At 59.6% G+C, this 22,528-nt stretch carries 24 protein-coding genes; 13 read left to right on the top strand and 11 right to left on the bottom strand.

The window, feature by feature from the left end:
• Positions 1-26: 26 nt before the first annotated feature.
• The 5 genes from dxr to pyrH all read right to left on the bottom strand — a co-directional run bounded on the left by dxr (position 27) and on the right by pyrH (position 4,280).
• Positions 27-1,208, bottom strand: a complete 1,182-nt coding sequence (gene dxr, locus ACSBLW_RS03265; RefSeq protein ID WP_435258806.1) for a 1-deoxy-D-xylulose-5-phosphate reductoisomerase — start codon at positions 1,206-1,208, stop codon at positions 27-29.
• A 4-nt stretch (positions 1,209-1,212) separates the two neighbouring features.
• On the bottom strand, positions 1,213-2,025 hold the full coding sequence (locus ACSBLW_RS03260; protein WP_435258805.1) for a phosphatidate cytidylyltransferase: 813 nt from the start codon (positions 2,023-2,025) through the stop codon (positions 1,213-1,215).
• Positions 2,022-2,762 (bottom strand): polyprenyl diphosphate synthase, encoded by a 741-nt coding sequence (gene uppS / locus ACSBLW_RS03255; RefSeq protein WP_435258804.1) that lies wholly within the window; start codon positions 2,760-2,762, stop codon positions 2,022-2,024. The genes ACSBLW_RS03260 and uppS overlap by 4 nt, the downstream gene beginning before the upstream one ends.
• A 106-nt stretch (positions 2,763-2,868) precedes the next feature.
• Positions 2,869-3,432: a ribosome recycling factor gene (frr, locus tag ACSBLW_RS03250; RefSeq protein WP_435258803.1), complete on the bottom strand. Its 564-nt coding sequence runs from the start codon at positions 3,430-3,432 to the stop codon at positions 2,869-2,871.
• A 113-nt stretch (positions 3,433-3,545) separates the two neighbouring features.
• Complete coding sequence (pyrH, locus tag ACSBLW_RS03245) at positions 3,546-4,280, bottom strand: UMP kinase (protein WP_435258802.1); 735 nt, start codon at positions 4,278-4,280, stop codon at positions 3,546-3,548.
• 174 nt (positions 4,281-4,454) lie between these two features.
• Here pyrH and miaA point away from each other — a divergent pair, with 174 nt between their 5' ends.
• The 6 genes from miaA to ACSBLW_RS03215 all read left to right on the top strand — a co-directional run bounded on the left by miaA (position 4,455) and on the right by ACSBLW_RS03215 (position 12,758).
• Positions 4,455-5,324 carry a tRNA (adenosine(37)-N6)-dimethylallyltransferase MiaA gene (gene miaA / locus ACSBLW_RS03240; protein ID WP_435258801.1) on the top strand — a complete coding sequence of 290 codons (870 nt, stop codon included), beginning with the start codon at positions 4,455-4,457 and terminating at the stop codon, positions 5,322-5,324.
• Positions 5,325-5,502: 178 nt separating this feature from the next.
• Positions 5,503-6,300: a helix-turn-helix domain-containing protein gene (locus ACSBLW_RS03235; RefSeq protein ID WP_435258800.1), complete on the top strand. Its 798-nt coding sequence runs from the start codon at positions 5,503-5,505 to the stop codon at positions 6,298-6,300.
• Between the two features lie 254 nt (positions 6,301-6,554).
• On the top strand, positions 6,555-8,207 hold the full coding sequence (locus ACSBLW_RS03230) for an ABC transporter substrate-binding protein (RefSeq protein WP_435258799.1): 1,653 nt from the start codon (positions 6,555-6,557) through the stop codon (positions 8,205-8,207).
• Between the two features lie 117 nt (positions 8,208-8,324).
• On the top strand, positions 8,325-9,410 hold the full coding sequence (locus ACSBLW_RS03225; protein ID WP_435258798.1) for an ABC transporter permease: 1,086 nt from the start codon (positions 8,325-8,327) through the stop codon (positions 9,408-9,410).
• Positions 9,411-9,422: 12 nt separating this feature from the next.
• Complete coding sequence (locus tag ACSBLW_RS03220; RefSeq protein WP_435258797.1) at positions 9,423-10,586, top strand: ABC transporter permease; 1,164 nt, start codon at positions 9,423-9,425, stop codon at positions 10,584-10,586.
• A gap of 90 nt (positions 10,587-10,676) precedes the next feature.
• Positions 10,677-12,758 carry a dipeptide ABC transporter ATP-binding protein gene (locus ACSBLW_RS03215; RefSeq protein WP_435258796.1) on the top strand — a complete coding sequence of 694 codons (2,082 nt, stop codon included), beginning with the start codon at positions 10,677-10,679 and terminating at the stop codon, positions 12,756-12,758.
• 65 nt (positions 12,759-12,823) lie between these two features.
• Here the strand turns inward: ACSBLW_RS03215 and ACSBLW_RS03210 are convergent, their stop codons facing one another.
• Positions 12,824-13,381 carry a lytic transglycosylase domain-containing protein gene (locus ACSBLW_RS03210; protein ID WP_435260031.1) on the bottom strand — a complete coding sequence of 186 codons (558 nt, stop codon included), beginning with the start codon at positions 13,379-13,381 and terminating at the stop codon, positions 12,824-12,826.
• 270 nt (positions 13,382-13,651) lie between these two features.
• Here ACSBLW_RS03210 and ssb point away from each other — a divergent pair, with 270 nt between their 5' ends.
• A complete protein-coding gene (gene ssb / locus ACSBLW_RS03205) occupies positions 13,652-14,194 on the top strand; it encodes a single-stranded DNA-binding protein (RefSeq protein ID WP_435258795.1) in 543 nt (180 codons plus the stop codon).
• Between the two features lie 146 nt (positions 14,195-14,340).
• Here ssb and ACSBLW_RS03200 read toward each other — a convergent pair whose 3' ends face one another.
• The 3 genes from ACSBLW_RS03200 to fabD form a co-directional block, all read right to left on the bottom strand.
• Positions 14,341-14,574, bottom strand: coding sequence for an acyl carrier protein (locus ACSBLW_RS03200; protein WP_013067402.1), 234 nt, complete (start codon positions 14,572-14,574; stop codon positions 14,341-14,343).
• 175 nt (positions 14,575-14,749) lie between these two features.
• On the bottom strand, positions 14,750-15,487 hold the full coding sequence (gene fabG, locus ACSBLW_RS03195) for a 3-oxoacyl-[acyl-carrier-protein] reductase (RefSeq protein WP_435258794.1): 738 nt from the start codon (positions 15,485-15,487) through the stop codon (positions 14,750-14,752).
• Positions 15,488-15,601: 114 nt separating this feature from the next.
• Entirely contained in the window at positions 15,602-16,531 is a 930-nt protein-coding gene (fabD, locus tag ACSBLW_RS03190; RefSeq protein ID WP_435258793.1) for an ACP S-malonyltransferase, read from the bottom strand.
• Between the two features lie 207 nt (positions 16,532-16,738).
• Between fabD and ACSBLW_RS03185 the strand changes: the two genes are divergently transcribed.
• A complete protein-coding gene (locus ACSBLW_RS03185) occupies positions 16,739-17,944 on the top strand; it encodes a cytochrome b/b6 domain-containing protein (RefSeq protein WP_435258792.1) in 1,206 nt (401 codons plus the stop codon).
• A 76-nt stretch (positions 17,945-18,020) separates the two neighbouring features.
• Here the strand turns inward: ACSBLW_RS03185 and ACSBLW_RS03180 are convergent, their stop codons facing one another.
• Positions 18,021-18,596 (bottom strand): YceI family protein, encoded by a 576-nt coding sequence (locus ACSBLW_RS03180; RefSeq protein ID WP_435258791.1) that lies wholly within the window; start codon positions 18,594-18,596, stop codon positions 18,021-18,023.
• A gap of 278 nt (positions 18,597-18,874) precedes the next feature.
• On the opposite strand from ACSBLW_RS03180, the gene rpsF reads away from it, so the two are divergent.
• The 5 genes from rpsF to ACSBLW_RS03155 all read left to right on the top strand — a co-directional run bounded on the left by rpsF (position 18,875) and on the right by ACSBLW_RS03155 (position 21,856).
• The gene (gene rpsF / locus ACSBLW_RS03175; protein WP_435258790.1) at positions 18,875-19,309 is read left to right on the top strand and encodes a 30S ribosomal protein S6; all 435 of its coding nucleotides are present in this window, start codon (positions 18,875-18,877) and stop codon (positions 19,307-19,309) included.
• Between the two features lie 29 nt (positions 19,310-19,338).
• Positions 19,339-19,566, top strand: coding sequence for a 30S ribosomal protein S18 (rpsR, locus tag ACSBLW_RS03170; RefSeq protein WP_435258789.1), 228 nt, complete (start codon positions 19,339-19,341; stop codon positions 19,564-19,566).
• Positions 19,567-19,578: 12 nt separating this feature from the next.
• Positions 19,579-20,148: a 50S ribosomal protein L9 gene (gene rplI, locus ACSBLW_RS03165; RefSeq protein WP_435258788.1), complete on the top strand. Its 570-nt coding sequence runs from the start codon at positions 19,579-19,581 to the stop codon at positions 20,146-20,148.
• Positions 20,149-20,290: 142 nt separating this feature from the next.
• On the top strand, positions 20,291-20,764 hold the full coding sequence (locus ACSBLW_RS03160; protein ID WP_435258787.1) for a hypothetical protein: 474 nt from the start codon (positions 20,291-20,293) through the stop codon (positions 20,762-20,764).
• Positions 20,765-20,863: 99 nt separating this feature from the next.
• Positions 20,864-21,856 (top strand): DMT family transporter, encoded by a 993-nt coding sequence (locus tag ACSBLW_RS03155; protein ID WP_435258786.1) that lies wholly within the window; start codon positions 20,864-20,866, stop codon positions 21,854-21,856.
• On the opposite strand, the gene ACSBLW_RS03150 is transcribed toward ACSBLW_RS03155, so the two are convergent.
• Positions 21,853-22,377, bottom strand: coding sequence for an HD domain-containing protein (locus tag ACSBLW_RS03150; RefSeq protein WP_435258785.1), 525 nt, complete (start codon positions 22,375-22,377; stop codon positions 21,853-21,855). The two genes, ACSBLW_RS03155 and ACSBLW_RS03150, sit on opposite strands and share 4 nt — an antisense overlap.
• Between the last annotated feature and the right edge of the window lie 151 nt (positions 22,378-22,528).

Below are 22,528 nucleotides of genomic sequence, written 5' to 3'. Positions count from 1 at the left end.
TTTACTTTAACCAGAGGGAGCAAGACTTATGCCGCTGACCGGTTTTGTGCGATTTCTGTCGCACGCCGTCTGGCAAGATGGTCTGCCCCAAGCACCTTCTCAAGGGACAATACGTCGGTTTCAAGGCGTAAGTCGGACACAAGAGCGTCAAGAGTGTCTTCCACCACCCCCGCCATGTCCATGAAGCCGATGCGATTATCAAGGAAGTAATCCAGCGCGGTTTCCTTGGCGGCGTTAAAGGCCGCACCGGCAAGCCCCCGAATATGCATCACCTCACGGCAAAGCCGCAAGGCGGGATAGCGGTTCATATCCGGGGCGCGGAAGGTTAGCGTTGCGAGTTGGGCAAAGTCGAGCCGTGCCACCGGCAAGGGCTGACGATTGGGCCAGTTCAGCGCATACCCAATGGGGTGGCGCATGTCAGGTGCGCCCAGATGCGCCATGATCGCCCCGTCATGAAAACCCACCATGGAATGAATCAGGCTTTCGGGGTGGATGATGACCTCGATCTGATCTGGATTGATCCCGAAATATTCGCGTGTCTCGATCACCTCGAGCGCCTTGTTGAACATCGAGGCGGAATCGATGGTGATGCGCTGTCCCATCGACCAGTTTGGATGCGCCAGTGCCTCGGTCACCGTGGCGCGGGCAAGGGCCTCGAGCGGCCAGTCGCGCAGCGCCCCCCCGGAAGCGGTAAGAATGATACGGTCGATGGCCGCGATGTCTTCGCCGACAAGACCTTGGAAGATCGCGGAATGTTCGCTGTCGACGGGAAGAATGGTGGCGCCGTGACGGGCGGCCTCGGCCATTAGGAGCGGGCCTGCAGTCACAAGGCTTTCCTTGTTTGCAAGGGCGAGTGTCCTGCCGTGGCGCAGCGCACGCAAACCGGGAACAAGCCCGGCGGCCCCGACGATGGCGCTCATCACCCAATCGGCGGGACGGTCGGCCGCCTCGGCAATGGCCTGAGTACCAGCGGCGGTTTCGATGCCAGTGCCGGCAAGCGCGGCCCGCAGGTCTGGCAGGCAGGCTTCATCCGCGCAAACCGCGATTTCAGCGCGCAAAACGCGCGCCATTTCTGCCAAGCGGGCGACATTTCGGCCCCCGGTCAGGGCAACGGTGCGGAACGCCCCTGCCCCGCCAGCACGGGTAATCAGGTCAAAGGTGCTTTCACCGATAGAGCCAGTGGCCCCGAAAATAGAGATGGACCGCATCACCTTAGCCCCCGAGCGGCGTGGGCATTGGCAGCGATGCGATCAGCGACAGGAGCATGATCAGGACGACGGCGCCGATCATCGCATCGAAACGGTCCAGAAAGCCGCCATGGCCGGGGATCAGGTTCGAGCTGTCCTTGACGCTTGCGCGGCGCTTGATCCAGCTTTCGGCAATATCGCCCATCTGGCCGGCAAAGGCCACCACCGGGGCCACGGCGACGGCGAGCCACGGCGCATAGCCCAAAGCCACAAAGATCAGCGAAACCAACACGGCTCCGACCCAGCCCGCCACAGTGCCAGACCATGTTTTCTTGGGGCTGATGGCGGGCCAGAATTTCGGGCCGCCGACGACGCGACCAACAAAATACCCCGCGACATCCGAGGCAATGACGATGCAGATGATCCAAAGGATCGCTGGAACGCCGGGGCCGCGCAGATCAATCAGGCCATAGCCAGCGACCATGATGGCGATGCCATAGACCGTAGCGATGCGGCGGTCACGGCGCGGTGTCAGGGCCAAGGCAAGGCCCGGAAGAATAAGCAGCGTCGAGGCGAGGTCGTCTCGGAAGAGGACTGCGCCCGCCAGACAGGCGGCGGCAATCACCCCCATAGCAAGCGGCGTGCGGATATGGCCGGGCGCTGTAATATTGGCCAGTTCCCAGAACATCACCCCCGTCAGCGCAAAGACCATGAGGTTGAAGGACATGCCGCCCAGCCAAAGCTCGGACACGCCGACGATCAGCATGAAGATGGCCGAGATCACCCGCTTTTTCAGATCGCCCCAACGAGCGTTCGGATCTGCCACCGGTGCCGTCATGCGCTGGCCACCCCGCCAAAGCGGCGATCACGGTTGCCAAAGCGCGCCAAGATGCTGGCCAGTTCTTCGGGGGTAAAGTCAGGCCAAAGGGTTGGCGTGAATTCATATTCTGCATAGGCGGTTTGCCATTGCAGGAAGTTCGAGGTCCGGGTTTCGCCCGATGTGCGGATCACCAGATCCGGATCAGGGATGCCGCCGGTATCAAGATGGGCCGAGATCATGGCCTCGGTCACCTCTTCGGGGGCGATTTCGCCTGCTGCAACCTTGGCGGCTATGGCACGGGTGGCCCGCAAGATCTCATCCCGGCCGCCATAATTGATGGCGACGGTGAAGTTCAATCGGGTAAATCCTTCGGTGCGCTCTTCGATCCCTTTCATCAGCCGTTGCAATTTGGGGTCCAGACGCGAGCGGTCACCAATAAAGCGCATCCGCACCCCTTCGGCGGCCAGACGGTCGGCCTCGCGCTCGATGTAACGGGCGAAAATCGACATCAGTCCAAGGACTTCTTCGGTCGAGCGCTTCCAGTTTTCGGTGGAAAAGGCGTAGACGGTCAGCCATCGGATGCCAAGATCAGGGGCGCAACGGACGATTTCCTTGACCCGTTCGGCGCCGCGACGATGGCCAACAAGGCGCGGCCACCCCTTTTGCGTGGCCCAACGACCGTTGCCATCCATGATGATGGCCACATGCTCTGCCGGGCGAGGCTGCTTTGACCCTGTGCTGTCCGTGGTGCCCAAGCCCCACCCCTTTGTTGTTCTGGCCCGAAAGACGGCCCCGACTTTGTATCAATTCTGTTGGAATGTGTCCCGCGCCCGAAGGCGCGGGAATGGACCGGGACCCGGATCAGACCTGCATGATTTCGGCTTGCTTGGTTTCAAGCGTCTGGTCGACGATCTTGATATACTTGTCAGTCAGATCCTGTACTTCGGATTCCCAGAATTTCTGATCGTCTTCCGACAGGCCATCGTTCTTGGCCTTCTTGATCTGGTCCATGCCATCGCGGCGCAGGTTACGAACCGCCACACGGGCATGTTCGGCATACTGGGCGGCGACCTTGGTCAGTTCCTTGCGGCGCTGCTCGTTCAGTTCCGGGATCGGCAACATGATGATGGTGCCGTTAAGCTGCGGGTTGATGCCAAGGCCCGACTCTCGGATCGCCTTTTCGACCTTGCCCACCATGCCTTTGTCCCAGACGTTGATCGTGACCATCCGGGGTTCTGGCACGTTCACCGTGCCAAGCTGGTTGATCGGGGTCATCTGCCCATAGGCCTCGACCTGAATCGGTTCCAGCATCGAGCCCGAAGCGCGGCCCGTGCGAAGGGAGGCGAATTCCGTGCGCAGCGCGCCGATCGCGCCTTCCATGCGGCGAGTCAGATCGTCGGTGTCGAGTTCAAAGTCATCTGCCATCGTATTTGGTCCTTTGGCTTCCCCCGCAATGATTGGGGGCGGTCTTTTTTGGTTCTATAAGCGATGGGAGGCTATGGGTATAGCCCTACCCGTGTTCCAACGGCGACTTGGGCTTAGTCATGCACCAACGTGTAAGTGCCCTGCCCGGCCATGATGCCGCGGAACCCGCCCGGTTCGTTCAGCGCAAAAACGACAAGCGGCATCTTGTTGTCGCGGCAAAGCGCGATGGCCGAGGCGTCCATGACCTTGAGATTGTCGCGCAACACGTCGTCATAGGAGATGCTGTCATAGCGCTTTGCCTCGGGGTTCTTTTTGGGGTCGCTGTCATAAATGCCGTCGACATTCTTGCCCATGAAGATGGCCTCACACGCCATTTCGCTGGCCCGAAGCGCGGCCGCTGTATCGGTGGTGAAATAGGGGTTGCCGGTGCCCGCTGCGAAAATGCAGACCCGCTTCTTTTCAAGGTGTCGGACAGCGCGACGGCGGATATAGGGTTCGCAAACCTGATCCATCGGAATGGCGCTGATGACGCGGGTGAAGACGCCAAGCTGTTCAAGCGCAGACTGCATGGCAAGCGCGTTCATGACGGTGGCCAGCATGCCCATGTAATCGGCTGTTGTCCGCTCCATCCCTTGGGCAGAACCGGCAAGCCCGCGGAAGATGTTGCCGCCGCCGATCACCATGCAAATTTCGACGCCTAGATCATGCACCGCCTGAATTTCGCGGGCGACACGTTCGACGGTTGGCGGGTGCAAGCCAAAGCCCTGATCGCCCATCAACGCCTCGCCCGATATCTTGAGCATCACGCGGCTGTATTTGGCACCTGCATCTAGGGCTGGTTTCGGCATGGGAATCCCCGTATCTCGTTTCCGGAATTTGACTGCGGCGCAAAATGTCGGAAAACGAGGGCAGGTTCAACCTTGGAGATGGCATTGCGGGGTGGCATCAGTCGCAGGGGGCGCTGCCCCCTTTCGCGATTTGCGCCGCAAATCGCTGACCCCCGGGATATTTAGGGACAGAAAATGGGCTGGATGCTCTCTTCGATTTCGCGTGAAGCCCCGGTTCTGATTGCAGGACCGACCGCAAGTGGCAAATCGGCATTGGCATTGGAACTGGCTGCGCGAGACGGGCGGATTGTGGTCAATGCCGACGCTTTGCAGGTTTATGGCTGCTGGCGGTTGCTGACGGCCCGCCCTTCGGCAGAGGAAGAAGCGCAAGTCCCGCATCGGCTTTATGGACATGTCGGGCGGGAGGAGACCTATTCCGTTGGTCACTGGCTGCGCGATGTGCGGGCGGTGTTGGGCGAGAAGATTGTCATCGTCGGCGGGGCCGGTCTGTATTTTCGGGCGCTGACAGAAGGACTGGCAGAGATCCCAGCCATTCCGGCTGACGTGCGGCAAGAGGCAGACGCCTTGCGCGCCAACGATCCGGCCGCGATGGTGGCCGCGCTTGATCCGGAAACCGCGGCCCAGATCGACCTTGCCAATGGCGCGCGTGTGCAGCGGGCCTGGGAGGTTCTGCGGGCGACGGGTCGAGGCATTGCAGATTGGCAACGCGATACGCCCTTGCCGGATTTGCCGCGGCCAAAGGCCGAAGCCTTGGTTTTGAAGCCTGATGTCGACTGGCTGAACGCGCGCATTGACCGGCGATTTGACATGATGATGGCGCAAGGGGCCTTGGACGAAGCGCGGCAGGAATTGCCCTATTGGGAACCCACGCGCCCCTCGGCCCGGGCCATCGGCGCGCCGGAATTGATCGCCCATTTGCAGGGGCGCTTTGGATTGGATGAGGCCATAGCCGCAGCCAAGCTGGCCAGCCGTCAATATGCGAAACGCCAGCGCACCTGGTTTCGCAGTCAAATGGGCGCATGGACCCCGGTCGAATTGCCATAAGTGACTTTCGGATATTTATTTTTGGCCGCAAATTCGGCTGAAATCCGCAGAAAGACCGCCGAGCAGCGGCAAGTTATCCACAGCCCCTATCATCACCTGTGGATATCGCCATAATTTCGCTTGGGTTGTGGATTAAGGGCTGGTTATTCTACCCCATGATCCGACCGAGCACCGCGCAATGAACGATATTCGTCCTGTTTCTCAACTTCGCATCACAGCGATTCCCCGGCTCGCCGCTGGCGGGCGCTGGCGTGTCGAAGCCATGCGTGCGATTTCTGAACCCATGTTTCTGTGGTTCACCAAGGGACAGGGCAGGATCACCATTGCCGGAACCACGCGCGGCTACACGGCACATAATGCGGTGTTTATCCCGCCGGGTGTCATGCACGGGTTTGAGGTTGGCCCCCAAGTCTTTGGTACCGCCGTGTTTTTTGGCCGCGACTCTGGTCTGACCCTGCCCGAGACGCCGCAGCATTTGCGGATCCGCGAAGTTCATGCCCAGCAGGAAGTGAACGTCATTCTGGATTCGCTGCAGCGAGAGATGGAAAGCGACATTCCCGCGCATGATCGTGCGACGCGGCATTATCTTGGCCTTTTGGGCGTCTGGTTGGAACGGCAGGCCGTGCGGGCCGCACCGGAACAGCCCAAGCTGGATGCCGCCCGCAGGCTGGTGGCGCGCTACACTGCCCTGATGGAGCGTGATTTCCGCCAAGGCACAGGGGTTGGTGAGTTCGCAGCCGCGCTGGGCGTTACCCCGACACATCTGACGCGTTGCTGCAGGGTGGCCTGCGGGCGTTCGGCAATCGAGGTCTTGCAGGATCGCCGCATATTTGAAGCCCGCCGAATGCTGGCTGAGACCAAGCTTCCGGTGTCAAAGATCGGAGAGGCTTTGGGCTTCTCATCGCCCGCCTATTTCACCCGCTGTTTCCAGCATCTGACGGGCCGTTCTCCCTCGGCGTTTCGGCAGGAAATCTGACCGGATGATAAAGACTTACTGAAACGGGGCAAAGCCTGCCCCGGCAGAGTCGCTTTACGGCGATTTCACGTCTTCGGTGTCGCAATTTGATCGGGAAGTGACGACTATCGGCGTTGACCTGTGCCGTAAAGTCATGCGGAATAGCACAGTCAGATCCGGACCTGCCGATGGCCATAGCCAGTTACCGCAGCAACCGGGCGGGTCGAGAACAGACCAATAAAGATAACGTGGCTCAGCCTCTCAGGGAGACAAGAATGAAAGATACCACCTTCATCCGCCCAGCCGTTCATCCGGCGGCGGAGATGTATGCCGAGGAAGTCCGGGCAGGCAAGTTGAGCCGCCGCGAATTCCTTGTCCGCGCAACCGCCCTGGGCGTTGCGGCGCCGACGGCCTATGGCTTGTTGGGTCTGACCGCCCCTGCCGAAGCGCAAGCCACCCCAAAGATGGGCGGCACGCTGCGCATGGAAATGGAAACCAAAGGTCTGAAAGACCCGCGCACCGCCGACTGGAGCCAGATCGCCAACTTTACCCGTGGCTGGCTCGAATATCTGACGGAATACAACAACGATGGCTCGATCCGCGGCATGCTGCTGGAATCGTGGGAAGCCAATGCTGACGCCAGCGAGTACACGCTGAAAGTGCGTCAGGGCGTCAAGTGGAACAACGGTGATGATTTCACCGCCGAAGACGTTGCCCGCAACATCGCCCGTTGGTGTGACGGCAACGTAGAAGGCAACTCGATGGCAGGCCGCATGGCCAGCCTGATGAATGCCGAAACCAAGCAGGCGGCAGACGGCGCGATCACCGTCGTTGACGCGATGACCGTCAAGCTGAAGTGCAACGCACCTGACATCACCATCATCGTGGGCATGGCTGACTATCCAGCCGCCATCGTCCATTCGTCCTATGACAATGGCGACCCCTCGGCGAACCCGATCGGCACCGGCCCCTACTTGCCCGAAACCAACGAAGTTGGCGTTCGTCAGGTTTTGGTCAAGAATGCCAACCACACTTGGTGGGGCACCGACGTCTATGGCGGCCCGTATCTGGACAAGATCGAATATATCGACCTTGGCACCGATCCTGCCGCGGCCGTGGCGGCTGCTGGTTCGGGCGAAATCGACGCGACCTATCAGTCGACCGGTGAATTCATTGACGTTCTGGACGCGCTGGGCTGGGTCCGTTCCGAAGCCGTGACCTCGGCCACCTTGGCTGTCCGCTTCAACCAGTTGGCCGATGAATACAAGGACGTCAATGTGCGTCGCGCGCTGAGCATGGCGGTCGACAATGCGGTTGTTCTGGAACTGGGCTATTCGGGCCGCGGCACCGTGGCAGAAAACCACCATGTCTGCCCGATCCACCCGGAATATGCCGAACTGGGCCCACTGGTCGTTGATGGCGCCAAGGCCAAGCAGATGATCGCTGATGCCGGCATGGCCGATCACGAGTTCGAACTGATCTCGATTGACGACGCTTGGCAAGCTGCCACCTGCGACGCGGTTGCAGCACAGGTTCGGGACGCGGGCATCAACGTCAAGCGGACGGTTCTGCCGGGTTCGACCTTCTGGAACGACTGGACCAAATATCCGTGGTCGTCCACCGAGTGGAACATGCGTCCGCTGGGCGTGCAGGTTCTGGCACTGGCCTATCGTTCGGGCGAGGCCTGGAACGAAAGCGCCTTTTCCAACGCCGAGTTCGACAGCCTGCTGAGCCAAGCCCTGTCGATCGCCGATGCCGATGCCCGCCGCGAGGTCATGGCGAAGATCGAAGCGATCATGCAGAACGAAGGCGTCATGATCCAGCCCTACTGGCGTTCTCTTTACCGCCACGCTGACCCGAAGGTGAAGGGTGCTGAAAAGCACGCAACCTTTGAACATCACCACTACAAGTGGTGGATCGACGCCTGATCTCTTCAAGGATCACGCAAGGGGCGCGGCCACGCGCCGCGCCCCCTCTTTGCAAGATCACTTTCCGTTACGACCCGCACTGCAACACGCCTTGTCCCCGGGGGGAAAGGACATGACATGTTATTATTCACTGTAAGGCGTCTTGGCGTCATGCTGCTGACGGCGTTGGCACTGACCTTCGTTGTCTTTTATATGACGAACCTGCCGCCAAACCTTGAAAAGCTTGCCAAGTCTGAGGGCTCGGTCCGCATGACCGACGAGGATGTGGAGCTTTGGTTGAGCCGCAACGGCTTTACCCGACCCGTAGTGGTGCGTTACGGCGAATGGCTGGGCGTGGTGCCCGGCTGGACCTATACAGCTGATGACGGAAAGGTTTCCGGTCGCTGCATTTCGTCTGCGGTCCCCGCCGAGGTGGCGCCAGCGCGCTGCGGCATCTTGCAGGGGTATTGGGGGCAATCCATCGTCTTCAAGCAACCAGTCTCCGAGGTGCTGTCGCGCAGCCTTGGCGCGACGGGCTGGCTCATGTTCTGGGTCATGGCGGTGATGGTGCCTACCTCTTTGATCCTTGGCGTTCTGTCGGGGATGCGCGAAGGCAGCCGCACCGACCGCGTGCTCTCGACCTTTGCCATCGCCTCGACTGCCACCCCGGAATATGTGTCTGGCGTCATCCTGATTGCCTTTCTGGGTTCGGCCACGGCCGGCCTCTCCCCGATCCTCTCTGACTGGGGCTGGATCGAGGGCAAGACGCTGTTTCAGGGCACTGCGACCAGCGCCATGGACAAGATCACCTTCTGGAACTTTGCGCTGCCGGTCATGACCATCGCGCTTTACGGCATCGGCTATATCGCCCGCATGACCCGCGCCTCGATGACCGAGGTGATGACACAGCAATATATCCGCACCGCCCGGCTGAAAGGCGTGGCCTTCCGCACAATCATTCTGCGCCATGCGCTGCGCAATGCCCTGATCGCGCCCTTTACCGTGATCATGCTGCAATTCCCGTGGCTGTTGAACGGCGTGGTGATCGTCGAGACGCTCTTCAACTACAAGGGCTTTGGCTGGACGCTGGTGCAGGCGGCTGGGAACAACGACATCCAGTTGCTATTGGGCTGCTCGGTCGTGGCGGTCTTTGTCGTTCTCGTGACGCAGATGATTTCGGATATCGGCTATGTCTTCCTCAACCCCCGAATTCGGCTCACCTGAGGAGGACACCAGATGGAAGATCTGTCCTGGCCCGCGATCCTTGCCAAAATGGCCCTGCAATTCCTCCCCGTCTGGGTGGCATTGGTCGTTACTTTCGCCGCCTCGATCAAGTTCAAGCGCCGGCTTGGCCTTTACGGCAAACTGTTCGATTCCACCATCGGCATGGCGGGCTTTGCCATTGTGATGTTCTGGGTCTTTACCGCCTTCTTCGCCGACAGGATCATCACCCATGACGCGCTGGTGCAGCTTTCGGGCATGAAGAACGCCCTGCCCGGCTCGGCGGTCAAGAACGCGGGTGAGGGCGTGTTTCCCTATTACCTTTTGGGCGGTGACAACCTTGCGCGGGACGTCTTTTCGCGTATGGTTATGGGCGCCCGGGAGGTGCTGAAGATCGCCCCGGCAGCGACCGTCATCGCCTTCATGGTCGGCATCACCCTTGGCCTGCCCGCAGGCTATTTCGGCGGCAGACTCGACACCGGGCTCAGCTTTGTGGCGAACCTTGTTCTGGCCTTCCCCGTCATCCTGCTGTTCTATCTGCTGGTTACGCCGGAAATTCGGGTGACGGGCATTCCGACGATTCTGGCGGCAGTCCTGTTTCTGTTCCCGGTCATCTTCGTCTCGGTTCTGCTGAACAGCCGCTACTTCACCACGCCTGCACGCCGGAACCTCTATGTCGGGATCGCCTTGGCCTTAGGTCTCTGGGCCTATTCCGGCCTTGCCTTCAACAAAGACCCGCTGGGGATCTGGGCGATGGACCCGAATATCCTTAACGTCTTCGTCTCGGTGGTCTTCGTGAACTCGCCCACGGTCTTCCGCATCGTGCGCGGCATCGTGATGGACCTGAAGTCCCGCGATTATGTCTCGGCTGCCCAAACCCGCGGCGAAAGCGCCTGGTACATCATGCTCTGGGAAGTCCTTCCCAATGCCCGTGGCCCGCTGATCGTTGATTTTTGCCTCAGGATCGGCTACACTACCATCCTGCTTGGCACCCTTGGCTTCTTCGGCCTCGGCGTCAGCCCGGAAAGCCCGGACTGGGGGTCCACCATCGACGATGGCCGCCGCCTTCTGGCCATCTTCCCGCACCCCGCTGTGGTTCCGGCCCTTGCCCTTATGAGTCTCGTTCTCGGCCTCAACCTCCTCGCCGATGGCCTGCGCGAAGAAAGCTTGAGGGACTGATGTCCAGCCTGACCACCCTTTTCTGTCTTTAAATATCCCGGGGGTCCGGGGGCTGGCCCCCGGTCCCGCACGCAACCAAAGGAGCCGATGATGGCCGATTGGGACCCTTCTAAGCCGATCCTCGAAATCGAGAACCTCTCGATCAGCTTCTTCACCCGCTTGCGCGAAATCCCAGCCGTCATGGATTTTTCCTGCACGGTGATGGCGGGCGAGGCTATGGGCCTTGTGGGGGAATCCGGTTGCGGCAAATCGACTGTCGCGCTGGCCGTCATGCGCGACCTTGGCAAGAATGGCCGCATCGTTGGCGGTTCGATCAAGTTCAAAGGCCGCGATCTGACGGCCATGGATGATGAGGGCCTGCGCCATATCCGCGGCTCGGAAATCGCGATGATCTATCAAGAGCCTATGGCCAGTCTGAACCCGGCGATGAAGATCGGCGATCAGCTGGCAGAAGTGCCTATGATCCATCAGGGGATGGCGAAAGCCGATGCCGTGAAACTGGCCCGACAGATCGTGGCCGATGTGCGCCTGCCCGACCCGGACCGGATGCTGAACTCTTATCCGCATCAATTGTCCGGCGGCCAGCAGCAGCGCATCGTGATCGCGATGGCGCTGATGGCCAAGCCTGCGCTTCTGATCCTTGATGAACCCACCACTGCACTGGATGTGACGGTTGAGGCTGGGATTGTCGATCTGGTCAAGGAACTGGGTGAGAAATACGGCACCTCCATGCTGTTCATTTCGCACAACCTTGGCCTTGTGCTGGATGTCTGCGACCGGCTTTGCGTGATGTATTCCGGCGAAGCGGTCGAGACCGGAAATGTGGCCGAGGTCTTTGACAAGATGCGCCACCCCTATACGCAGGCCCTGTTCCGGTCGATCCCACTTCCGGGGGCAGACAAGAATGCCGCCCCGCTGATTGCCATTCCCGGCAACTTCCCCTTGCCGCATGAACGCCCGAAGGGATGCAATTTTGGCCCGCGCTGTGATTACTTTGCCGATGGCCGCTGCAACGCGGCCGATATCCCGATGGACGAAGTTCCGGGCCGCGACCGGCACGAAACGCGCTGCCTGCGCTGGCAAGAGATTGACTGGGCCGCGCCGCCCAAGGCTCGCAAGACCAGCGAAAAGGCAAAGATCGGGCCCGTTGTCCTGAAAATGGAAGATCTGAAAAAATACTATGAGGTTTCGTCAGGGGCCTTTGGCGGTGGCCTGACGAAGGTCGTCAAGGCCAACGAAACCCTCAGCTTTGAGGCACATGAGGGCGAAACCTTGGCCATCGTGGGCGAATCCGGTTGTGGAAAATCCACCTTTGCCAAGGTGCTGATGGGTCTGGAAACCGCGACCTCGGGTCAGATCATGCTGTTTGATGAAAACGTGCAGGACACGCCTATTCAGAAACGCGGCGTTGATACCGTCTCGCAGCTTCAAATGGTGTTCCAGAACCCGTTTGACACGCTGAACCCCTCAATGTCGGTCGGTCGCCAGATCATTCGCGCGCTGGAAATCTTTGGCGAAGGCAATTCCGACGCCGAACGGCATGAGCGGATGTTGCAACTTCTCGACCTTGTGAAATTGCCCCGCGCCTTTGCCGAGCGGATGCCACGTCAGCTTTCGGGCGGGCAGAAGCAGCGGGTTGGCATTGCCCGCGCCTTTGCGGGTGGGGCCAAGATCGTGGTTGCCGATGAACCGGTATCGGCCTTGGATGTATCGGTTCAGGCTGCCGTGACTGACCTCTTGATGGACATCCAGCGCAAGAACAAGACCACGCTTCTGTTCATCAGCCATGACCTGTCGATCGTGCGCTACCTCTCTGACCGGGTCATGGTGATGTATCTGGGCCATGTGGTCGAGCTGGGCACCACCGATCAGGTGTTCTCGCCGCCCTATCACCCTTATACCGAGGCGCTTCTCTCTGCGGTTCCCATCGCCGATACCCGCGTGGAAAAACGCCGCATCGTGCTGGAGGGCGATATCCCCAGTGCGATGAACCCGCCCTCTGGTTGCCCTTTCCAGACACGCTGCCGCTGGAAATCCCAAGTTCCCGGCGGATTGTGTGAAAAGGACGTGCCGCCGGTGCAGACCCTGGCCCAAGGCCATCAGATCAAATGCCACCTTTCCACCGAGATCCTTGAAAAGATGGAACCGGTCATCAAGATCGCAGCAGAGTGAGCCTGTCACCAAGCAAAAGGCCCGCCCTTTTGGGGCGGGCCTTTTGCTGGCATGGGCCAAGTAGATTAGCCCAGAATCGCCTTCACATAATTCTTCGTCTCGGCATAGGGCGGAATGCCATTGTGCTTTTCCACCGCGCCCGGCCCGGCGTTATAAGCGGCAAGCGCCAGACGCCAGCTTCCGAATTTGGCGTACATCATCTTCAGATAACGCGCCCCGCCTTCAAGGTTCTGCTTCGGATCATTGATATCCACCCCCAGCTTGCGCGCCGTGGCGGGCATTAATTGCGCCAGTCCGGTCGCGCCCTTGCTGCTGACCGCGCCAGGGTTCCAACCGGATTCCTGCTGAACCAGCCGCAAGAACAGATCTTCGGGAATGCCATGCTTTTGCGCAACGGCCTTGGCATGGGCCAGATATTCGCCCTTATACTTGCCCGAGAACCGCGGGATGACACTGGCATCAGTTGTCGCAGCGGCCTTGCCCTTTGGCGTCAGCCGCACCGAGGATTCGTATTGTTTGGCCAAGCGGCCATCCAGCAAACGCGTCTGCGATTTGAACAAATGCGCCCGGTTCTTTGTCGAGCCGGAAAAGTTGATACCTTCGGCCTTTCCGGCCTGCGGCATTCCCGAAATTCCGCCAAAAGCAAGGGCAGAGCAAAGCAGTACAGACCAGAGCTTCATGCAATCGTCCCGTCTCATCAATCGGCGCTACTATACTGAAAACATCAGGGGATTCCAGTGCCCCAGCCTCTTGAGCACGCGGCTTCGCCGTTTCGGCGAATTTCCGCCCGCCCCTTGCGCAATCCCCGTGGTTGCAGGCCCCCACTTGCGGCGGTATAGCCTTTGTTAACCAAGACCGGCCAATGTGCCGAAAGCCAGTTCAGGGAGTACGACATGGCAGGATCCGTAAACAAGGTCATCCTTATCGGCAATCTGGGCCGCGACCCCGAGGTGCGCAGCTTTCAGAACGGCGGCAAAGTGGTAAACCTTCGGATTGCAACCTCGGAAACATGGCGCGACCGGAACACCGGCGAAAAGAAAGAACGTACCGAATGGCATTCGGTCGCCATTTTCAACGAACCGCTGGCCAAGATCGCCGAGCAGTATCTGCGTAAAGGCAGCACGGTCTATATCGAGGGCCAGCTTGAAACCCGCAAATGGCAAGACCAGTCGGGACAGGACCGCTACACGACCGAGGTCGTTTTGCGCCCCTATGCCGGCAATATGACCCTTCTGGGTGGCCGTGGCGATGGAGGTGCTTCGGGTGGCGGCGGCGGTGGCTATGATGACCGTGGCGGCTATGATGATTATGGCTCGGGCAGCGGCGGTGGTGGCGGCTACGGCGGTGGCAGCTCGGGTGGCGGGGGTCGCGGTGGCGACCGCGGGCCTTCGGGCGGAGGTGGCCGTCCTGACCTTGACGACGAAATTCCGTTCTGATGCAGATCCCCGGCCCCGCGCCGGGGATTTTCTTTTGCTTACTGGCACGTCGCATTGGACGGCTGAAAGCCTATACCCCGGGCGTTCCCGCAAACAAAAAGAGCGCCCGTATGGGGCGCTCTTTGCCTTCCCGAAGGAAAGAAAACTCAGGCAGCTTCGGTGATGAACTTCACTGCATCGCCAAAGGTCTGGATGGTTTCAGCGGCGTCATCCGGAATCTCGATGCCGAATTCTTCTTCGAAAGCCATAACCAGTTCGACGGTGTCGAGCGAGTCAGCGCCCAGATCGTCAATGAACGAGGCGGTTTCAGTCACCTTGTCCTCTTCGACGCCCAGATGCTCGACGACGATCTTCTTCACGCGGTCTGCGATGTCGCTCATGTCACTTCCTCTTTCACGTTGCGGGCCAGTTCCCGGCCTTATTTGAGTGCCCCGGAACCGAGGCGATTCCCGCCGCGAAATCGCGACGACACCGTTTATATCCGGTGATTTCTTGCGCGCCTATAGCAAGCGTTATCGCACATGGCAAACGCTTTCCGCGACGGCGCGTCTTGGCTCAGATCATCGCCATACCGCCGTTGACATGCAGCGTGGCTCCGGTGACGTAACCCGCCTCTGGGCTGGCCAGATAAAGCACCGCCGCAGCGATCTCATTTGCATCGCCCATCCGGCCTGCCGGAACCTGCGTCAGGATTTTCGACTTCTGCTCGTCATTCAATTTGTCGGTCATAGCCGTGGTGATAAAGCCGGGCGCCACGCAATTGACGGTGATTCCGCGGCTTGCCACTTCGGCGGCCAGCGATTTCGACATGCCGACCATGCCCGCTTTCGAGGCCGCATAGTTTACCTGCCCGCCATTCCCGGTGGTTCCGACCACCGAGGAAATATTCACGATCCGGCCCCAACGCGCTTTCATCATGCCGCGAATGGCGGCGCGGCACAGCCGGAAGGTGGCCGTCAGGTTGACATCGATCACAGATTGCCAATCGGCATCCGACATCCGCATCACCAATCCATCGCGGGTGATGCCGGCATTGTTGACCAGAACGTCGACCGAACCCATTGCCTCGACGGCGCGCTTGACCAGACCTTCAACCTCTTCCGGATTCGACAGGTTGCAGGGCAAGACATGCGCGCGCGCGCCAAGCTCCGCAGCCAAAGCCTCCAAGGGCTCGACGCGTGTGCCCGACAATCCGACTGCCGCCCCCGCGGCATGCAAGGCCCGTGCAATTTCTGCTCCGATCCCGCCGGATGCCCCGGTCACCAGCGCCGTCTTGCCTGTCAGATCAAACATCGTTCACTCCCATTTTCGGGCACGGCCCGCATTTTCTGTCTTTAAATATCCTCGGGGGGAAGGCTTTCGGCCCCGCCGAAAGCCTTAAGGGGGGCAGACAGCCTCCCTGCCCGGTCAGCCTTTCAGCGCTGCAATATCTGCAGGCGCGCCAACAGCCTTGGTCTCCGCGCCCGAGGCGATCCGTTTGATCATGCCCGACAACGCCTTGCCCGCACCGATTTCCCAGTATTCGGTGACGCCCGCACGCTCCATCCACTGCACGCTTTCGCGCCAGCGGACCGAACCGGTGACCTGCGCAATCAAGAGATCGCGGAACCTGTCAGGTTCTTCTACCGCTTCGGCGCGTACGTTCACCACCACTGGGCAAACCGGTTTGGAAATCACCACCGCGGCTAAGGCTTCGGCCATCACCGCCGCAGCGGGCTGCATCAGGGCGCAGTGGAACGGTGCCGAGACTGGCAGCGGAAGCGCACGTTTGGCCCCTTTTTCCTTAGCCAGTGCCATCGCCCGTTCAACCGCATCCTTATGGCCTGAAATCACCACTTGCGCCGGATCGTTGTCATTGGCCGCCTGACAAACCTCATCGCCTGCGGCTTCAGCGGCCAAGGCGGCGACGCTTTCAAAATCCAGACCCAGAATCGCGGCCATTGCGCCCACGCCAACCGGCACCGCCTCTTGCATGGCCTGTCCCCTAATCCGCAAAAGCCGTGCGGTGTCAGAAACGGTCAGCGCACCCGCCGCGCAGAGCGCCGAATATTCGCCCAGCGAATGGCCCGCCACGAAATCGCACAGCTCCATCCCAAGCCCTTCCGCCTCCAATGCCCGAAGGGCGGCAATCGAAGTCGCCATCAGCGCAGGCTGGGCATTTTGGGTCAACGTCAGTTCAGCGATATCGCCTTCCCAAATCAGCGACGAGAGCTTTTCGCCCAAAGCCTCATCCACTTCATCAAACACCGCTTTGGCGGTCGGATAGGCTTCGGCCAAGGCGCGGCCCATGCCGATGGTCTGGGCACCCTGCCCGGGAAATACGAATGCGCGGCTCATGACCCTCTCCCATTCTTCTTGTCGCTTTCGGCATACCCCGCAGGGGCGGTCAGTGCAATCTTTGACCACAACTGCTGCCATTTTCCTTGTTGCCAAGCGGCTTACCTTTCGCCCGGCCTTGCACAGCCCCTGTGCGCCCACGCATCATGCATTGGCAGGGCCCGCCTGATACCTTTATTGCATATCCTCGTTTTACCGGAGTTTTCGATGACCGCCCGTAACAGCCCGCAACATTTCGGCTGGGTCGCACGCCTGTTTCATTGGCTGACCGCGCTTTTGATCCTGACCGCCATTCCCTTGGGCCTTTATGCCAACAGCCTGCCTTTCGACACGTCCGAGGCACTCAGCTGGAAGGCACAGGTCTTTTCGGTTCACAAGACCCTTGGCATTGCGGCCTTCTTCCTTGCCCTTGGCCGCATTCTTTGGGCGGTGACGGGGGAACGCCCTGCCCCTCTGCATCCAGACCGCAAGGCCGAGATGTTCGTCGCCCATCTTGTGCACTGGCTTCTTTATCTGTCGATGCTGATCGTGCCCTTGTCTGGCTGGATCCACCATGCCGCGGTCACAGGCTTTGCGCCGATCCTCTGGCCCTTCGGGCAAGACCTTCCTCTGGTCCCCAAATCCGAAGCCTTGGGAGAGGCCGCCGCGGCTATGCATTGGCTTTTCACAAAACTTCTTGCTGTGTCGATCATCCTGCATGTTGCGGGCGCTCTGAAACACCATGTGATTGACAAAGACGCGACCTTGCGCCGGATGACGCGTGGTGAACGGGCCCCCCATCACCCCGTCCTGACGACGCCCACCTTCCTTTCGGCGATCCTTGCCCTTGTTCTTTATGCGGGTGCCGCTGCTGCCGTCGTGGCGACGGCTCCCAGAACGGACGAAATCGCTGCCGCACCGCTGACGCAACCGGCAGAACAGTCCACCGCCGGAAACTGGCAGGTGACAGACGGTTCACTGGCGTTCGCCGTCAAACAAATGGGCCAGACTGTGAATGGCAGCTTTGGCAACTGGTCGGCCGAAATCAGCTTTGATGAAACCCCGGTCGACGGGCGGAACGGTCAAGTCACTGTGCAGATCGACACCGGCTCCCTCACCTTGGGTTCCGTGACCGATCAGGCCAAGGGCAACGATTTCTTCAATGTCACATCCTTTCCGCAGGCCATTTTCTCTGCCGAGATTCTGCCCGAGGGCGGAGATTATATTGCCAAGGGCACGCTGACCTTGCGCGGTATAGAGCAACCGGTTGACCTGCCGTTTACGCTGACAGTTGAGGGCAACACAGCCACCATGTCGGGTCAGGTCACGCTGGATCGTCGGGCGTTCGAGATGGGCAAAGCCTATGCCGACGAATCGAATGTTGGGTTTGCGGTTGTCGTCGATGTCAATCTGACTGCCACCCGTAGCAACTAAGCAAAGACACACAGGAAGAAGGCCGCCGGATCACTCTGGCGGCCTTTTCCATGTCTGACAGGGAACAGGTGTCAGATCATTCGGCTTTCATCGCCTCAACCGAAATCTGGACCTGAACTTCGTCCGAGACGTAGGGGGCGAACATGCCCAGATTGTATTCCGAGCGCACCAGCGTGGTTGTGGCCGAGAAGCCAGCCCAAGGCTGATTTGCCATCGGGTGATCGCCCACTTGGTTCAGCACGGCATCCAGAACAACCGATTTGGTCACGCCGTTCAGGGTCAGGTCGCCGGTAATCTTGGCCGTCTTTTCGCCGGTGACTTCGATCGCGGTCGAGGCAAAGCTCACCATCTCGTCGTCAGAAGCATCAAAGAAGTCGGGCGACATGAAATGGGTGAAGCGCTCTTCCCAGCCGGTCAGCATGGATTTGACCGGGAAAGAAACCGTCACCGACGAAGCGGCCGGATCGGCCTGATCGAATTGAATCTCGCCAGCAAAGCCCGAGAACATGCCCCAGCTGGTCGAGTATCCAAGGTGGTTGTAGGAAAACACTATCTGGCTATGGCTGGAATCGAGAACATATTTCTCGGCTTCGGCAAAAGCCGGGGCGGCAAACAGGGCAGTCGCCAGCGACAGGGCGGCAAAACGGGTCATGGTACATCTCTCTCATTGACATGACCCCCATGGCCATGCTGCACTTGGACAAACTGCATGTGCTTGATTGTGCGCTCAATTCGCTAGATCCGAACAAGTTCTGTTCGCATCTGCACATCACAGTCTCGCGGGGTCTTTGCCCTTGTAACGCTGCAAAAAGCCTGTATAAGGCCCCATCTTTCCGCATCTTCACTTGAACCGGCGATGCCTCTCGTGACTTTGGGCCGCGGAAAGATTGGCCCGGTCGTTGAAGCCGCCCGAGACGAAAAGGAACGCACATGCCGCTGTACGAGCATGTCTTTATTTCGCGTCAGGATCTTTCCAACGCGCAGGCCGAAGGCCTTGTCGAACACTTCAGCACCGTTCTGGCTGACAACGGCGGCAAAGTCGTCGAGTCGGAATACTGGGGCGTCAAGACGATGGCCTACAAGATCAACAAGAACCGCAAGGGCCACTATGCCTTCCTGCGTTCGGACGCGCCTGCCGCTGCCGTTCAGGAAATGGAACGCCTGATGCGTCTGCACGATGACGTCATGCGCGTCCTGACCATCAAGGTCGACAAGCATGCCGAAGGCCCGTCGGCCCAGATGTCGAAGCGTGATGACCGTGGCGACCGCGAAGAGCGCGGCGACCGTGGCGATCGCGGCGACCGTGGTGATCGCGGCGGCTTCGGTGATCGTGGTCCGCGCCCCGAGCGCGCTCCGCGTCGTTGATTTCGGCCTGAAGGAAAGGAACCCATAAAATGGCGAACAAACCATTCTTCCGCCGCCGCAAGGTTTGCCCCTTCTCGGGCGAAAATGCTCCGGCAATCGACTACAAGGACACCCGTCTGCTGCAGCGCTACATCTCTGAGCGCGGCAAGATCGTCCCGTCCCGCATCACCGCCGTCTCGGCAAAGAAGCAGCGTGAACTGGCTCAGGCCATCAAGCGCGCCCGCTTCCTCGCCCTGCTGCCCTATGCCGTGAAATAAGGAGCACAGAACATGCAAGTGATCCTTCTGGAACGCGTGGCCAAGCTTGGCCAGATGGGTGAAGTCGTTTCCGTCAAGGACGGCTATGCCCGTAACTTCCTGCTGCCGCAGGGCAAGGCGCTCCGCGCCAACGAAACCAACATCAAAGGTTTCGAAGCCCGCAAGGCACAGCTCGAAGCTCAGAACCTGGAAACCAAAAAGGAAGCTCAGGTTGTGGCGGACAAGCTGGACGGTCAGTCCTTCGTGATCATCCGCTCGGCATCGGACGCCGGCGCCCTTTACGGTTCGGTCACCACCCGTGACGCCGCTGACGCTGCGACCGCTGCTGGCTTCACCGTTGGCCGCAACCAGGTTGTGCTCGACAAGCCGATCAAAGACCTCGGCATCCACGAGGTTTCGGTCGTGCTGCACCCCGAAGTCACCGCTCGCATCAAGCTGAACGTTGCTCGTTCGGCCGAAGAAGCAGAGCTGCAGGCATCGGGCAAGTCGATCCAGGAACTGGCCGCTGAAGCCGAAGCCGCTGCTGACTTCGAAATCGCCGAACTCTTCGACGACATCGGCGGCGCTGCTTCCGAAGAATAAGTTCGACACCATTGTCGGGCTAGAAACCGCGCCAGAGCAATCTGGCGCGGTTTTTCCTTTCCCTGAATGGGCCAAACATCGACAATTTTTGGTCACATCCGGCGCTTAAGCCCGAGAGATTAAGCGAAAGGAATTTGTGTAGATGTTGAAGGCTGTTCTCATTTCCATTTTCACCGCCTGCCTGTCTCTGGCCGGCTTCGCGGCCTATGTTGCCTATACCCAACCCAAGGAAAACTGGCTGACATTAGAGGACTCTAGCCGCCTCCTGCGTGGGGAAAAGATCGGGCCGATGGATAATCTTACGCTGAAGGACTACGTCGCGCTCTCCATCAAGACAAAGCCCGGCGATCCACTGGGATATCATTGTGACGGGTCCTTTTGCGTTCCGATTGACGGCAATATTTCCCTTTCCGAAGTTTTGAGTGGCACTTGGATGATGACCGCCGATCAAGTGGCCGCGCAAGGCACATCCGTCATGCCCGGAACCCGCACCTCGCTGAAAATGTTTTCAGACAAAACCAGCACAGGTAAGCTTCAGGTCAAGTTGGACGGATCGACGCGCAACTCTCTGATGGATCCGAAGAAACGCCCGATGGTAATGAACGCGCTGGAATAGGTTCCGGCCTCAGGGCAAAAGACGACAAGGAAATGTCGCAGATCGGTGCGAAATACCGGGCAGCAGATGGCTGACTTCCGGGGTCAATGAAAGCACCAAATGACCGCCTCGCCCAGCCTTATCGCCGCTCACAGCCGAAATGACACTGCACTTGGTATCCTTTGCCTTTGTGCAGGCATTGGTCTTTTCGCTATTCAGGATCTGATCCTGAAGCTTTTGTCCGGGTCTTACCCGCTGTCAGAGGCGATGGTGCTGCGGGGCCTGACGGCGATGCCATTGCTTATAGCGCTGGCCTACCGTGATGGTGGACTACGCACCCTGATTACGCCAGCGACCGGTCGCATGATTGCGCGGGGCGTCATCATGTTCATGGCCTATGCCGCCTACTATCTTGCCCTTCCTGCCCTGCCGATCGCAACCACCGTTGCGCTCTATTTCACGGCCCCCTTGTTCATCACCGTCCTGTCCGTTCTCTGGCTGAAAGAGAACGTCGGTTGGCGGCGTTGGGCGGCTGTCGCCTTGGGGTTTTCGGGTGTTGTTGTCATGGTCCGCCCCGGTGCGGCAATGTTTGACTGGGCCGCGTTGATGGTCTTGTTGTCGGGACTGTCCTATGGGGGCGCAATGATCTTTGCCCGCAAGTTGGGCGAAACCGAAACCGCGCCAGCGATGGCCTTCTGGGGAAATTTCGTTTTCCTCGTCGTCGCCTTGGCAATGTCGGCTGCGTTTGGAAGCGGGGCCTTCGCCAACGAAAGCCACCCGACACTTGCCTTTCTTTTGCGTGGTTGGGCTTGGCCAACAACCATCGACGCGCTGTTGATGTGTGGATGTGGCGTCATTGCGGCTCTTGGCTTGACGCTGTTGACCCAAGCCTACCGCATCGCCGACAGCAACGCCGTTGCCCCCTTTGAATACAGCTACATGCTTTGGGGAGTGCTTTGGGGATGGACTTTCTTTGACGAATGGCCAGACCTGACAGGCTGGATCGGTATTGCCATCATCATGGCCGCAGGCCTTTTGGTTCTGTGGCGGGAAAAGGTCAATGAATTGCCCCCCGCCTTTGAACGCCTATCAGCCGACCCGGAACAGCCCTAGGCCAAGGTTTCGCGCGTCTGCGCTACAACCGCATCAAAAGCGGCACGCGCCTCTGCCGACAACTCCGGAAGCGCCTGAACAACGGTTTCGGCCCAGTCTACATAGGCACGCTTCCGCTCTATAGGCCAGTGAACGGGTGGGGAATTCCCAACCGCCCGGACATTCGAAAGCTTGTCGCACAGCTTGACCAGTGCCGCTTCAGGCGACTTCCCGGGCGCGTTTAAGATCTGCATCCGCTTGCGCTCTGCTTTTTCCAGCGCCTTGTCATCAGTCAACTCTGCCACGATCGCGGCAACCTTCGGCCCGAACAGTCGTGAAATCTCAGCCGACGTCACACCGCAATCTTCGACCGTATCGTGCAACCATGCCGCCATCACGGCGGTGGAAGAGCCGCCAAACTGCGCGACCAATGCAGCCACTTCCTCCAAATGCACGAAATAGGGCTCTTGCCCCTGTCCTTTTCGGGTCTGTCCCTCATGTGCCTTCGCCGCAAAGGCGCGCGCCACTTCTATGGTCGTCATAAAACCTCCATGCCCTAGCCCCCGAAGGCATTACTTTGCCTCGGGTCTGGATTTCAAAATTTCGGGGAATGCGTATCTAAGGCCATGCCTTCGTCTTTAACTTAGGGGCTGACCGCTCCGGTTGCAATAAAAAGGGCCGCATCCGAAGATG

This window comes from Thioclava sp. FR2 (assembly GCF_051200875.1).
GTDB lineage: Bacteria > Pseudomonadota > Alphaproteobacteria > Rhodobacterales > Rhodobacteraceae > Pseudotabrizicola.
The sequence above is the reverse complement of the archived record's forward strand: the minus strand, read 5'-3'. Positions and strand labels throughout refer to the sequence as shown.